The sequence below is a fragment of the Synechococcus lacustris Maggiore-St4-Slac genome, assembly GCF_024345595.1.
GTDB lineage: Bacteria > Cyanobacteriota > Cyanobacteriia > PCC-6307 > Cyanobiaceae > Synechococcus_D > Synechococcus_D lacustris.
In genome coordinates this window covers 191,692-204,526 of the sequence record NZ_JAGQBK010000001.1, presented here as the reverse complement: position 1 = coordinate 204,526, position 12,835 = coordinate 191,692, and the positions used below count along the sequence as shown (strand labels likewise).

Annotated in this window: 15 protein-coding genes and 1 other RNA gene; 6 read left to right on the top strand and 10 right to left on the bottom strand. The window is 52.9% G+C overall.

The window, feature by feature from the left end; translation table 11 throughout:
• Positions 1 to 5: 5 nt before the first annotated feature.
• Positions 6 to 596, bottom strand: coding sequence for an ATP-dependent Clp endopeptidase proteolytic subunit ClpP (gene clpP / locus KBY68_RS01125; RefSeq protein ID WP_255095582.1), 591 nt, complete (start codon positions 594 to 596; stop codon positions 6 to 8).
• Positions 597 to 699: 103 nt separating this feature from the next.
• Between clpP and psb29 the strand changes: the two genes are divergently transcribed.
• The gene (gene psb29 / locus KBY68_RS01120; protein ID WP_255095581.1) at positions 700 to 1,365 is read left to right on the top strand and encodes a photosystem II biogenesis protein Psp29; all 666 of its coding nucleotides are present in this window, start codon (positions 700 to 702) and stop codon (positions 1,363 to 1,365) included.
• Here psb29 and KBY68_RS01115 read toward each other — a convergent pair.
• Together KBY68_RS01115 and petN are read right to left on the bottom strand one after the other, a co-directional pair.
• Positions 1,332 to 2,603 carry a hypothetical protein gene (locus KBY68_RS01115; RefSeq protein ID WP_255095671.1) on the bottom strand — a complete coding sequence of 424 codons (1,272 nt, stop codon included), beginning with the start codon at positions 2,601 to 2,603 and terminating at the stop codon, positions 1,332 to 1,334. The two genes, psb29 and KBY68_RS01115, sit on opposite strands and share 34 nt — an antisense overlap.
• A 124-nt stretch (positions 2,604 to 2,727) precedes the next feature.
• On the bottom strand, positions 2,728 to 2,829 hold the full coding sequence (gene petN / locus KBY68_RS01110) for a cytochrome b6-f complex subunit PetN (RefSeq protein ID WP_106499011.1): 102 nt from the start codon (positions 2,827 to 2,829) through the stop codon (positions 2,728 to 2,730).
• A 77-nt stretch (positions 2,830 to 2,906) separates the two neighbouring features.
• On the opposite strand from petN, the gene clpS reads away from it, so the two are divergent.
• Positions 2,907 to 3,191: an ATP-dependent Clp protease adapter ClpS gene (clpS, locus tag KBY68_RS01105; protein WP_255095665.1), complete on the top strand. Its 285-nt coding sequence runs from the start codon at positions 2,907 to 2,909 to the stop codon at positions 3,189 to 3,191.
• 9 nt (positions 3,192 to 3,200) lie between these two features.
• Entirely contained in the window at positions 3,201 to 3,476 is a 276-nt protein-coding gene (locus KBY68_RS01100) for a DUF2103 domain-containing protein (protein WP_106498990.1), read from the top strand.
• A gap of 34 nt (positions 3,477 to 3,510) precedes the next feature.
• Here KBY68_RS01100 and ssrS read toward each other — a convergent pair.
• The 3 genes from ssrS to KBY68_RS01085 form a co-directional block, all read right to left on the bottom strand.
• Positions 3,511 to 3,694: non-coding RNA, 6S RNA (gene ssrS / locus KBY68_RS01095), on the bottom strand.
• A 16-nt stretch (positions 3,695 to 3,710) separates the two neighbouring features.
• Positions 3,711 to 4,862, bottom strand: a complete 1,152-nt coding sequence (locus tag KBY68_RS01090; protein ID WP_255095580.1) for a 5-(carboxyamino)imidazole ribonucleotide synthase — start codon at positions 4,860 to 4,862, stop codon at positions 3,711 to 3,713.
• Between the two features lie 12 nt (positions 4,863 to 4,874).
• The gene (locus KBY68_RS01085; RefSeq protein ID WP_255095579.1) at positions 4,875 to 5,759 is read right to left on the bottom strand and encodes a carbohydrate ABC transporter permease; all 885 of its coding nucleotides are present in this window, start codon (positions 5,757 to 5,759) and stop codon (positions 4,875 to 4,877) included.
• Between the two features lie 72 nt (positions 5,760 to 5,831).
• Between KBY68_RS01085 and aroB the strand changes: the two genes are divergently transcribed.
• Positions 5,832 to 6,947: a 3-dehydroquinate synthase gene (gene aroB / locus KBY68_RS01080; RefSeq protein WP_255095664.1), complete on the top strand. Its 1,116-nt coding sequence runs from the start codon at positions 5,832 to 5,834 to the stop codon at positions 6,945 to 6,947.
• Here aroB and KBY68_RS01075 read toward each other — a convergent pair.
• Complete coding sequence (locus KBY68_RS01075; protein ID WP_255095578.1) at positions 6,937 to 8,088, bottom strand: SAM-dependent methyltransferase; 1,152 nt, start codon at positions 8,086 to 8,088, stop codon at positions 6,937 to 6,939. The genes aroB and KBY68_RS01075 overlap by 11 nt on opposite strands.
• Positions 8,089 to 8,178: 90 nt before the next feature.
• On the opposite strand from KBY68_RS01075, the gene KBY68_RS01070 reads away from it, so the two are divergent.
• The gene (locus KBY68_RS01070; RefSeq protein ID WP_241536969.1) at positions 8,179 to 8,931 is read left to right on the top strand and encodes a TPM domain-containing protein; all 753 of its coding nucleotides are present in this window, start codon (positions 8,179 to 8,181) and stop codon (positions 8,929 to 8,931) included.
• Here KBY68_RS01070 and KBY68_RS01065 read toward each other — a convergent pair.
• The 3 genes from KBY68_RS01065 to KBY68_RS01055 form a co-directional block, all read right to left on the bottom strand.
• A complete protein-coding gene (locus KBY68_RS01065) occupies positions 8,928 to 9,653 on the bottom strand; it encodes an endolysin (protein WP_390634967.1) in 726 nt (241 codons plus the stop codon). The genes KBY68_RS01070 and KBY68_RS01065 overlap by 4 nt on opposite strands.
• 250 nt (positions 9,654 to 9,903) lie before the next feature.
• The gene (locus KBY68_RS01060) at positions 9,904 to 10,974 is read right to left on the bottom strand and encodes a hypothetical protein (protein WP_255095576.1); all 1,071 of its coding nucleotides are present in this window, start codon (positions 10,972 to 10,974) and stop codon (positions 9,904 to 9,906) included.
• Complete coding sequence (locus KBY68_RS01055; RefSeq protein WP_255095575.1) at positions 10,968 to 11,855, bottom strand: TIGR04168 family protein; 888 nt, start codon at positions 11,853 to 11,855, stop codon at positions 10,968 to 10,970. The genes KBY68_RS01060 and KBY68_RS01055 overlap by 7 nt, the downstream gene beginning before the upstream one ends.
• Positions 11,856 to 11,878: 23 nt before the next feature.
• Between KBY68_RS01055 and nadA the strand changes: the two genes are divergently transcribed.
• Positions 11,879 to 12,823: a quinolinate synthase NadA gene (gene nadA / locus KBY68_RS01050; protein WP_255095574.1), complete on the top strand. Its 945-nt coding sequence runs from the start codon at positions 11,879 to 11,881 to the stop codon at positions 12,821 to 12,823.
• Positions 12,824 to 12,835: the final 12 nt, after the last annotated feature.

Below are 12,835 nucleotides of genomic sequence, written 5' to 3'. Positions count from 1 at the left end.
CTTAATCAGACCACGTGAATGGGGCGTTGATCGATAACTTTATCAATCAAGCCATAATTAACAGCTTCAACGGGTGACATAAAGAAATCACGATCAGTATCTTTTTGAACTCTTTCCAGCGGTTGACCAGTACGACTGGCCAATTCTTCATTAAGGCGTTTTTTAAGAAATAGTATCTCGTTTGCTTGGATTCTGATATCAGAAGCTTGGCCCTGGGCGCCCCCAAGGGGTTGATGAATCATGATTCGCGAATGCTGCAGGCTGCTGCGCTTGCCAGCTGCCCCAGCGGCTAACAAAAAGGCGCCCATGCTGGCGGCCAAGCCAACACATACGGTTTGCACATCTGGTTTTACATGTTGCATAGTGTCGAATATTCCAAGGCCGTCGTAAACAGAACCCCCCGGTGAGTTAATATATAAAAATATATCTTTTTCAGGATCTTCCGCTTCCAAAAACAACAATTGCGCAACGATTCTATTGGCAGAATCAGAGGTGACGGGCTCCCCTAAAAAAATAATCCGCTCACGCAGCAGCCGCGAATAGATATCGAAGGCGCGCTCACCCCGTCCCGAATCCTCAATAACGATGGGGATCATGGCAATTATCAAACGGTTCTTCAGATACTACTAACGGTGCCATGGCTGTCGAGCGCTATGGTCGCCCATAACAGAGGGGAATCCAGTGGGTGATTGCCAAACCGTGGCAGACAGCAAAAGGCGCTTCTTTGCCGCATATCCCAGGGTGATTCCTGGCCTCTACCGCCGGCTGGTGGATGAGCTCCTAGTGGAGTTGCATCTGCTTTCCCATCAGCAGGGTTTCGAGCCAGATGCTTTGTTCTCCCTGGGCCTTACCCAGGTTTTCGACAGTTTCACCAAGGGATTTCAACCGGAAGGTCAGCGGGAAAACCTTTTCGAAGCGCTCTGCTCCGCCACTGGCCTAAGCAATGAAGGCCTGCGGCAGCAAGCCGCCGCCCTAAAAGCTGGTATTTCAGCCCATGGTGAGCAGGAGATAAGCAATTGGCTAGCAAGCCGTGGGGAAGGGGCACCAGAGCCCCTAAAACTTGTGTTGCAAGGGGCAAACCGCAGCGATTTTCATTACTCGCGTCTCCATGCCGTGGGCCTGATGGCATTAATTCAAGAATTGAGCGGTGGCGATGATCAAGAGCCAGAGGCGCTGCGCAAAAGGGCCACCAGTGTTGGCGAACAGATGGGCTTGCAACAGGAAAAACTGGATAAAGACATGGGCCTATATGCCAGCAACTTAGAAAAAATGGCGCAGGCGGTGGAAATGATGGAAGAAACCGTTGCTGCCGTTAAACGCCGCCGGGAACGTCAATCAAGCAGCAGTGAATCACCAGTTACCTGAGCTGCGCCCCCAGCCACTCCAGGCCGCCACTGGCCCCTAAGCAGCGTTGATCGCTTAAGCACCACGGGGAACTGCTCAGGCAGCAAGCCCCGTTGATCTAAAAGGCGGGGAACTGCCACAAGTTTTAGGCCAGCTGTTTGGCTGATCCGAGGCTTTGCCATTGCTTTCGGCAGGGGATCGGTGGGGGCGGCCCCTAAAACCACCAGCAACTCGCCAGTGGCAAGCCAGCGCCAGCCGGCCTGCACCCAGCCCTTGGAATTGAGCAAAAGGCTCACATTATTTTTATTTTCTAAGCGCATTTCTGTGGGCAGGTTGTTTTCCAAGCGGCTTAAAAGCTGTTGGTAATTAGCACGAACAGCATTATTTTTGGGGCGCAGGGCAATCCAAATGCTGGCTTGATAGGGGTTTTTGGCAGGATTGAATTGCAACTGCAGCTGAAAAGGGCTTTGCAACAGGCTCTTTTCAGCTGTGCCATCCAAGAGAGGAGCCAATAGGGGAGCCAAAAGGGGCGCCAAAGCATCGCCCTGTAAGAGCAATGGCGCTGGGCTTTGGGGCCAAGTGGGCTCAGCTCCTTGTTCAACCAACTTGGTAGACCGCAAAACAGCATCCCCATCCCTGGTTTGGCCCCACCAGCGCCTACCTTCGAGCTGCAGGCAACCCTGCTGGAGAGGCACTAGTAATGGAGACCAATTAGCGGCGATTGCCACTAGGCCCGAACCACTCCAAAAGATGCCCGGGTTTACCCCATCTAAGGCCGCGCAGCGGGGGCTATGGCGCAGTCCCCTTGGCTTCTCCAACAATTGCTTCAAGCTCTGAAAACCCAAGGCGTCTGCTGCAACCACCCGATAGGGCCCCCAACGCAAACTTAAGGGCACAGCATCGGCTTCTTTACCTGCCCGCACAAGCAATAAAGGCGCCGCGTCGCCGTGGGGGCCCCATATCTGTAGCCAGGAACCACTGCCGTTCCGCCATAGTTTTTTAGCTAGGCCCTCTGAGAGCCGCTCTTTCCATAGTTGTGGTGGCGGCTGCAGAGCTTGAATAGGCAAGCTCTGGGCTAAAGATGCTTGGCTTAAAAGAGGATTTAAGTTCCCCTGCTGGGGTTTTGGAGCTGATAGCAGAAGGGTAAAAGCGCCTACAAAAGGCAATAGGGCAACACCAAAACTGGCCCTCAATTTTTGCCAGATCGGCGAGCAGCTGCGGAGGTAGTTGCTGCCGAACGACGCCGTTTGTCTTTCCATTCCATTGCAGAAAGGTAAACAACACCCCCACTAACAAAAATAAGCAGCAGGGCTGCAACTGCAGCCAAAACCGAGTTGAAGGTTAGATCGATCGGTAAATCAAGCATTGCACCCAAAAGGGTTTCTAGAAATTGATTGAACCATCACCATTACGACCCCAAACCACCATGGCGATCGAGAAGGTGAAGGTTGCTGCTAGGGCAGCCCATCCCAGGGTGATCAGCACGGAGGATTTTTCAGTTAAATCAACTCTACCTAAAGGGCCGCGCAACGGAGCAGAATGGAGCTTTGCTTGTAGCGGCATTGGCCTATAGCAGCCCCCAAAGCAGCGTTTTACTGGAACGAGCCCCCTATCCCACCTATAAAGTTGTTGTACTGAATGATGAAATAAATACTTTTCAACACGTTGTTGATTGTCTTGTGAAATACATCCCAGCGATGGGGCCCGATCAAGCCTGGGCCCTAGCCCAAGAAATAGATAGCGCCGGTAGGGCAGTGGTGTGGGTTGGGCCGATGGAACAGGCGGAGCTGTATCACATGCAACTCGGTGCGGAGGGCTTAACCATGGCCCCCCTCGAGCAGGCCTAGGGAATTTTTGTGGGCCGACTCGTTATCACCCACAGCACCTATCTGGATGGCTTGATTCCCCTCCTGAAAATTTTGGCGAATGATCCCGCCATAGACACAATCACCCCGGCGGTTATCTGCCGCGTGAAAGGCCGTTGCGAGGGATTGAAATTAAGGGTTTCCTGTGGCTTAAAAGGTGGTCACAAGGTATTAGCCCGCAGGGGTAGCAGCGCCCAGGAGGTTTTTATTGTTACCCAAATGAGTAAAAGTGAACTGCAGCAACGCCTAGAACAACTAAATAGATAAACTAATTTTTAAAAAAATTCATTATTAGTAAAAGGGGTGAACCGCCAGGCCGTGGAGCCCTCAGTCTTCGACCTGGAAGAACCAGAAGGGAGAGGAAAGCGGGGTTTCATTTCCGGCTACAGGGCCGGTATACGTCACCTTCGCGACACCACTCCCATGTCGAAAAGGGAGTCAGATCAGAACACTGGAAAGGGCAAACACCAACGCAGCAGTTCGGGGGTGAATCTAAGGCTTTCAGGCCGGGTTGGGCCAGATCTGCCTCACCGCGGCCAATAATTCCATCGCTTCCCTACGGCGCAAACCAGCATCAAGGCTATGGAGCAGCAGGGTTACATGACCCAGCTTTCTGCCCGGCCTAGATAAGCGCTTGCCATACCAATGCAGGTGCGCTTGGGGCAGGGCCTGCAACAAATTTCGCTGCTCTTGATAGGTGCTGTTGGATTCCTCAAAGCCAAGCAAGTTCACCATCAAGGCACCGGGAACCACAAGGGCTGAAGAACCGAGTTGGCGATCGGCGAGCACATTTAGTTGTTGGCAAAACTGACTGGTGCCACAGGCTTCAATCGTGTAATGGCCTGAATTGTGGCTGCGGGGGGCCAACTCATTCACCAGCAACCCCTGGGGGGAAAGGAAAAATTCAATCGCTAACAACCCCACATAGTTCAAAGCGGTAACAATCGAAACCGCCATGGAACGGGCCCTTGCTTCAACCCCATGGTTCACCTCAGCTGGGGCCAGAACCCATTCGCACTGTTGGTGTTGTTGATGGGTTTCAACTAAGGGGAAAACACTGATTTGGCCTGCTTGATTGCGGGCAACCAAAATGGCCAATTCCTTTTCATAGTTCACCATCTCCTCCACAATCCACAGGCGGCGATCCACCCGCATCAGCAATGCCTCAAAAGCAGCACGATTAAGTAACTTTTCAGTGCCACGTCCGTCGTAACCACCACAGGTGGCCTTAGCCATCAAGGGAAAATCAAGATGGTTTGGCAGCTTCCCGCCAGAACTCACCACAGCTTCTAATTCACACCAGCGGGGGCTTGGCATATTGAGCCGATTTAACAAATTGCGTTGGTGGCGTTTGTTAACCACTTCAGCTAACACCTGGGCAGATGGTTGAAATTCAATCCCCTTTTCCTCCAAAGCCTGCAGCGACTCGATATCAACCCACTCATTTTCAAAAGCGATGCGCCTGCAGCTAGAGGCCAATTGAGCAGTGGCAGCAGCGCTTTCAGATGGTCCAAAAACCGACGCCGCCGCCAATGCAACGGCAGCATCTCCCGGGTCTGTGGCCTGCAAATGCAGTTCCAAATCCATGGCATGGGCCGCCTCTGCAAGCATGCCCGCCAGTTGACCGCTACCAACTATCCCAATTGGCTCCAAAATCAGTGCAGCTCAATCCTGCAATTTAGGCAAGCCACTGCCCTTTAAGCCCTGTTGCAACAAGCTGAGCAGCAAAACAACCAGAAAAAGAGCCAAGCCAGCAGCGCAGGCATAGCTGATGTCTAATTCCTGAAATGCCAAGTCGTATACGTAATAAACAACCGTGCGGGTGGAATCCGCGGGCCCCCCTTGGGTTAAGAGAAAAACCTCCTCAAATACCTTCGTTGCTGCGATGGAGGAAATAACTGCTACCAGGGCAACATAGGGCCTCATCAAGGGCAAAGTTATATCCAGATGTTGGCGCCAACCGCGGCTGCCATCTAGTTCTGCTGCTTCATATAGATCCTTAGAAATACCCTGCAAACCCGCCAAGAAAATAACCATGTAATAGCCAATACCCTTCCATAGGGTTACAAACATCACAGCTATCAGGGCAAGCTTTGGATCACTTAAAAAACCAATTGCTTTGTAATTATTGCCAAGCAAGTATCCAGCCCAGCCATTCAACAATCCGTTTTCTGCATATATCCAGCGAAAAGCGATAGCTGCCACCACAACAGATACCAAAACCGGTGTGTAAAAAGCTCCCCGTAACCAGTGGATCCCAGGCAGGGCACGATTTAGCAGCACCGCCAAACCAAGCGAACCAGCAACCATTGGCGGAACCACCCCCAACAGATAGAGAAAGGTTGTGCTGAGCACCTTTAAAAAAAGTGGGTCTGTGCTCAACCGCCGCAAATTGGCCAAGCCGATCAATTGCAGCGGTGCATCCAAATCAAGGCCCGTGCGGGTAAAACTCATCACTAACGCCATCAGCGCTGGCACCAGTACCGTTAGCAACACCACTGCAAGGGCTGGTGCCACAAACAACCAAGGAAGTAGAGGCGATCTCTTCAAGCATCAATCCCTTAAGCCCAGCCATTCTGGGCCAAAAGGGCCATACATTCAGCATTGCAGGAGTGGCGCCCCATGGAAGCTGAAGCAACCCTTGGCAAGGTTTTGGTTGATCTCGGCGCAAACTCCTACAGCATCCAGATCGGTGCAGCTGGAATTGATCAGCTGGGCCAAGAACTAAGCAAGCTGGGTTTTGGTTTGGGCTGCCGCATCCTGGTGGTGAGCCAGCCTGCCGTTGCTGATTTCTATGGGGAGCAATTGCTAAAGAGCCTCAATAGCGAAGGATTTTTGGCAGAGCTAATGCTTTTGCCAAGCGGAGAAGATCAAAAAACGCTTGGCTCCATCACTGAAATCCATAACAAGGCCTATCAATATCAATTGGAACGCAGCTCCTTGATCGTTGCCCTTGGCGGTGGTGTGATCGGTGATATGGCTGGATTTGCTGCAGCCACATGGCTGCGGGGTATTGCCGTTGTGCAGGTGCCCACAACTCTGCTGGCGATGGTGGATGCTGCCATTGGCGGCAAAACCGGGGTAAACCACCCCGGTGGCAAAAATCTGATTGGCGCTTTCCACCAACCAAAACTGGTGTTGATCGATCCCAACACGCTCCGCACCCTGCCGGAGCGTGAGGTGCGGGCAGGTTTAGCGGAAGTTATTAAATACGGAGTAATTGGCGATCCAGTGTTATTTGAAGCCCTTGAACAACATCAAGATCTGGCTGATCTTGATGCCATTGGGGAAAATTTATTGCTGCTGATTTTAAAAAGGTCGGCTTCGGCAAAAGCACGGGTGGTAGCTGCCGATGAGCGGGAGGGCAATCTGCGGGCAATCCTTAATTACGGCCACACCCTTGGCCATGTGGTTGAAACCCTCACTGGCTATGAAAAATTTCTGCACGGAGAGGCGGTGGCCTTGGGAATGCTTGCCGCTGGTGAATTAAGCCTTCAACTTGATTTATGGACCGCCGCAGACCAAGAACGTCAACGCAGTTTGATCGAACGCTGTGGTTTGCCCCTTCAAGCACCACGCTTTGATAACGAGGATGTGCGTAATTGCCTGCTTCGCGATAAAAAAGTTAGTGCTGGCAGGGTGAGATTCGTGTTACCTAATTCAATTGGAGCCGTTGAAATTCGCAACGATGTGCCCCTTGAAATGGCTTTGATGGCACTTCAAAGCATCAGCTCCTAGAAGCCACCAACTCCTCCATGCTTGGCAAGCCAGGGGTGCCAAGTTGCAACCACCAGAAGCCGCCCAATTGATATGGGTCGGTTAGCCGTTGGTATTCCTCCCGGCGTGCCAAGCGCCAGGAGAGGCTTTCAGCACCTGGGGCAGATAGCTCAGCCCAGCAAGTTCCAAGGCCTAAACGCAAAAGGGCCTCCCCTTGCAGCACCGAGCCCAGCCAATTCCAGCCACTGCCGGGGGCAAGTTGTTCCAACAAAGTGGTGCACACATGGGCGGTGATATCCCAACTGCCAGGTTCTGCCAATAATTCGGGGCTAGCTAGCTGACCCCGGTAGGCAAGCAAGGTGCCCCCATCTCGATGGGGGGAGTAGTAGCGCTGGGCGGGGTGGCCGTAATCAATTGCTAAAAGCCAACCCTCATCGATGCTTTGCCGCACCAGCTCCAACCAGGGCTCAAGGCTCGAGCACCACTCACTGCACCAGCCTTCAGGCCTCCCCCCCCCATCCATGGCCAAGCCGAGGCTTGCCAATTGGCTTTGGATTTTGGGCTGCAAAACAGCACCGCGTTGCCATTCAAAATCAGCTTCTGCATTTAGCCCCACCTCAAGGCCATGCCATCTGCCTTGATGCAGCACAAATCGATCTACGGGCAGGGCATCCAGCAGTTCATGGGCTACAACAACAGCTCGCCTAGGGGTTTGCTGCAGCTGCTGGAGCTCTGGCCAATGGCATCGAATGGGGCAATTTTGCAGGGTTTGCTGCTGGCGCTGGCGCAAGGGAGCGTTCAACTCCAGCAAAAGGATCTCCAAGCGGGGCAACCAGGGGGGATTAGCAGCCACAAAACCCTGGGCAAGCTGCTGCGCGAATAAGCCATCACCGGGGCCCCACTCGATCAGGCTGAGGGTTCCAGGTTGCTCAGCTAACAAATCAAAACAAGGCAGCAGTTGCTTCAGCAGGTGATCAGCAAGGGCTGAACCCAGGTATGGAGCCGTAACAAAATCGCCGCGGCTGCCAAAGCAACAGCGCCCGCTGCCATAAAAACCGTGTTCTGGATTATTTAGAAGCCAATCCATCACCAGCGAAAACGAGGCGCTGCCGCCTTGTTCAACGAGAAGCTGCTGGAGCCCTTCACGCGAATCAACTGCCACAGCTTTGCCTGGTATCGATGACAATGCGTTCTACTGCGTTTTGATCCTGTGGCTTGTAGATGGTTGCTGGGGCTGATGGTGTGCTGCCTAATGGCTTTTATGCCAGTGGATCCAGCCATGGCCTACAACAACGCCGATCTACTGCCTGATCACCCCACACCCGTAATCGATCTTGCCAAGGCGCTCACAGATCAGCAACGCCAGCAGTTAGAGAGCGAACTTGATCAATTTGAAGTGGATAGCGGTTGGAAATTGAGGGTATTAACCCAATACGATCGCACCCCTGGCTTGGCGGTTAAGGAATATTGGGAGTTAGATGAGCGCAGCCTTTTATTGGTGGCAGATCCCCGCGGCGGCAATCTGCTTAATTTCAATGTTGGTGAAGCATTATTTGCATTAATGCCCCGCACCTACTGGGTGGAACTACAAACCCGTTTTGGCAATCAGTATTACGTGAAAGACCACGGCGAGGATGGGGCAATCGTTGATTCCCTAGCGGCGGTGGAGCTTTGTTTAAACAGGGGTGGCTGCCAAGTAGTTCCCGGTTTACCTGAGGAGCAATGGCTACTAACCTTTGCCACATCTGTGCTTGGCGGACTGGTGGCTGGCTTTGCCGCCTACCCAAGGAAAGAAGGAACAATTATCGCCTGGACCTGGCTGCTGCTGATGGCGCCACTCTGGCTGCTGCTGTTTGCATTATTTGGCCTTGCACCAATTCTTACTCGAACCTCCGATTTTGTGCCGCTCGTTAGCAACTGCGCTGGCTTTATTGGCAGTGCCCTCACGGCCTATTTAATTGCGCTTAAAACATTGCCTAAACCAGGAACCACAAAAGCAAGCTAGAAACTTTTCAAGGCACAATCCAAGTTGCTATCGGTGCAATTTTGGTTTTCCAGGGGCACTGTTTTTGCCAGCGGCACACGCCCCTGCAGGCGGGCAAGGTTGGCTTCATAGAAGCGTTGCAGTTCGGTTAGGCGCTTAACCGGCTGTCCGTAGTAACTAGCTCCCCTGAGGGTGGGGAAGGAAGCCCATTCCGGGGCCAACTTGGCTGCCAATTCAGCGCTGAGAATGCCCTGATCAGCCAGATGCAAGGCGCCCCGCTTTTGGATTAAGAACAATGCCGCCTGGTCTTGAACCTGGGGGTTGAAGCCAGCTAGCCCCATGGCGCGCACCACCAGCGACCAGGTGGCAGGCATGAATTGGTAGGCACCTGCGGCGGCACTGGCGTAGCCACGGGTGTAATTAACCCGATCCGGATGGCTATCGAGGGAATTCATTAAGCTGCCACCGAACATAACTCGATAGCCCAGGTCTGCCCCTTCCTTCCAGGTGCCTTCTGCATAACGAATCGTGTTGAGCAGAGCGCGGCGTTCGGCTGTGATCGCGAAAAAGCGCTGAGGGCTTGGGAAACCAGGCAGCTGCAAACGGGGCAGGGAGAACTGAGCAATTTCTGCAGGCTGCTCAGTTTTCAGCTTCATCTCTGCTGCCGACACAGCCTTGGCACCCCAAGGAGCCAAAAGAGAAGAAGCTAGAAAAACTAGAAATAAATTTTTTTTGCCGCTCACGAGTTCTTTTCAGAAACGGACTGGGTGAATATGGCTAGGAATTAGACCAACAATAATATACGCTGGCCAGATAATAAATCGTCCACTAACCATTGACAGGGGAAATTCGCGTATTCGTTTATACAAACCAAGTGGTTTCTGTGGAGAAACTAATGCTAATTATTTGCAAAACTTTCTTATCTATGAAAATCGATAAAAGCCGATGAGGATTGATGTTTGCCGTGAGGCGTATCGATTTTGCACATATTTTTTAAGTTAAAAACTTAAGCAGATAGCGGGCCGCCTCAATTTCACCGCCTGGGGCTAAGGGCCCCTTGGCTGGGGGAATTAGGGGCTCATCCAGCTGCCATTCCCCCTTAAGAAAGCTTCCACGGCTCAAGCAACGGTGCCATCCATGGTTTCGAAGCCCCTCCAACAACACCTCTGCCTCTGCAAAACCCTGCCGCTCAACCGCGATAACGCCAATCCCCTGGCCCAAAGCCTCGCAAAAAGTGCTGTAGCCAGGTTTTGTAATCACCACACCGCAAATCGGCAGCAAATCAAGGGGGCGCAGATCATGGGGCAACAACTTGGCATTAGGTGCCAGCGCTAATTCGGGCTCAGCCACAAAAAACCCCCAATCGGGCCAGCGCTGCAGCAACTTCCTATCCAAGGGAAAACCCATTCCCCCAAAACTGAGCATTGCCGTTTTCTGCTTGGCAAAATCCCAACCGATGCTTAGGCGCAGTTCATCCGGGCTAAGCCTTGGCACTCCAGCACTCAAACCGATTTGGCACCTAGGCAATTCCCAATCCATTTCAAGGCAAAAAGGACACTCCAATAGGGCTGTGCCGCGCCGATAAAGGCCATTGCAGCGTTTTGCCCAAGCAACTAGCTCACCCCCCAACTCTTGATAAATCGCATCCCAGCCAAAATTCGCTTGCCACACCAAGGGCAAAGCCAAACGCTCCGCTAACAGCACCGCCGCAGGGGCCACATCGGCAAGCACCACAGCTTTTTCACCTGGTAAAAGCATGGCTGAAATGGCTTGCGCCTCCAGTTCAACTTGGTTTGCAAGCAAGGGCTCCAATGCCTCAAGGGCCTGCAGGGTTGCGGCGGGATCGCTGCCAAGGGCATCTGCCTGAACTACACCAACATCCCAGCAACAGTTGCGCTGTTGATGGGGAATGGCCGCAAATGCCTGCTTTAGAAATGACTCGGGCAGCGGCGTTGAAAGCAGAAAACGGCATTGGGGTTCAAGCCGATGCAGAGCGCCCAAGAGGGCGGCAACCCTGGAACCATGGCCAAAGCCATGACCACTAATGCAGGCAATGATCAACATGAGCCGATGCCCACCAAGGGGAGGCAATGTTCTTCAAAAAGGCTGCCATCGGCTTTGTACCAACGGTGAGAAGCAAGTAAAACCTCCCCCTCATCACTTAATTCAACCCAACTGAAATGCCGCAGCGGACCGTTCTCATCGCATTGGCGGTGGCGTGGAACACAGGCTGCATTCAGATAAATGGTTCCCTGGCGATCGCGATGCAAAGTGCGGCGATTGCCGGCCCCCCGCCGCAAGCGATGGTGCATGTGACCAAAAACCACCAAGGGAATTGGCCGCTGCTTGCGAATGCGCAAGATTGCTTCCTGCAGGTCTTGATCGCCCCAATCACAGGCAGGGGGCTTCCAATCCTTACCGCAGGGATCAGCGGCAGCACTACCTAAACCACTTGGTCCTGCATGGGAGAGCAGCACAAGGGGAAATTCAATGGGCGCGCTTAAGGCCGCTTTGGTGATGCGATCAGCTGAATCAAAAAGATTCATCATTCCCCAGTGGGATTTAACGGCTTGAGAGAGATGAAATCCCCCACCCGCACTGCCGGGGCGGCCGCCCACCACCGCCAAACCAGGCGGGTTCAGCAGTCGCAAACTCCAACCGCAATGCAAGGCACCAAGGGCTTGCTCCATGCGTCCCAAGGTGCGGCCTGAACTGTCTTTGGCTGCATCGTGGTTGCCGAGAACACAGGCCACAGGCAGGCTCAATTTGCGTAAACGCAATGGCAGGCGCACATCACCGTCTGCCAGATCGCCCACCACCAGAAGGGCATCAGGGGCAAGTTTGGCCAACACCCCATCGTCATGGTGGTCCCACTGGCCATGGAGATCTCCGGCTATGGCCAGTTGCAGCACAACTACTCCCTTGTAACTTTCTAGGCTGCACACATCCTCCCTCGGCAGCCTCTCGCGTGTTCGTAAGCAGCAGCCCCATCAGCGAGCAAATAGAGCGAATTGCGGCCTTAAAGCAGCAGCGCAATGCTGTGATCCTTGCCCACTACTACCAAGAGGGAGAAATCCAAGATGTGGCTGATTTCATTGGCGACTCCCTAGAGCTCTCCCGCAAAGCTGCTGCCACCACTGCAGATGTGATTGTTTTTTGCGGTGTGCACTTCATGGCTGAAACGGCAAAAATTCTCAGCCCCGATAAAACAGTGTTGCTGCCCGACCTAAATGCAGGCTGCTCCCTTGCTGATGGCTGCACCCCTGAACAATTTGGCCAATTTCGGGCCCAATACCCAAATCATGTGGTGATTAGCTACATAAACTGCTCGGCAGCAATCAAGGCCCAGAGCGACCTGATTTGTACCAGTAGCAATGCCGTAGCAATGGTGGAATCGGTTCCCAAAGGCAGGGGAATCGTGTTTGCACCAGATCAAAATTTAGGCCGATGGGTAGAGAAACAAACAGATCGTGAGCTTGTGCTTTGGCCAGGCAGCTGCGTAGTGCATGAAACATTCAGCGAAGAGGCGGTTTTAAAGCTGAAGGCAGCCCATTCAGAAGCCGAGGTGATCGCCCATCCCGAATGCCAAAACCACCTGCTGGATTTAGCTGATTTCATCGGCTCCACCAGCAAATTGTTGGCCCACAGCCAAACGAGTTCAGCCCCGGAATTCATTGTTCTCACTGAACCGGGCATCCTGCATCAAATGCGCAAAGCAATGCCTGAAAAGGTTTTCCATGAGGTGCCCGGCCTAGATGGCTGCAGTTGTAATGCCTGCCCTTATATGCGCCTAAATAGCCTAGAAAAGTTAGAAAACTGCCTAATAAATCTCAGCCCAAGCATCAAGATCGAGGAGGATTTACGCCTCAAAGCCCTGGCACCAATCAAAAAGATGCTGGAGCTAAGCAAATAAAGTGTCCTGCAA

Bases quoted from the DNA above. Each gene is read 5' to 3' on its own strand.
- KBY68_RS01115 (WP_255095671.1), bottom strand. From the start codon at position 2,603: ATGGAAAGACAAACGGCGTCGTTCGGCAGCAACTACCTCCGCAGCTGC.
- clpP (WP_255095582.1), bottom strand. From the start codon at position 596: ATGATCCCCATCGTTATTGAGGATTCGGGACGGGGTGAGCGCGCCTTC.
- aroB (WP_255095664.1), top strand. From the start codon at position 5,832: ATGGAAGCTGAAGCAACCCTTGGCAAGGTTTTGGTTGATCTCGGCGCA.
- KBY68_RS01070 (WP_241536969.1), top strand. From the start codon at position 8,179: ATGGCTTTTATGCCAGTGGATCCAGCCATGGCCTACAACAACGCCGAT.
- KBY68_RS01060 (WP_255095576.1), bottom strand. From the start codon at position 10,974: ATGTTGATCATTGCCTGCATTAGTGGTCATGGCTTTGGCCATGGTTCC.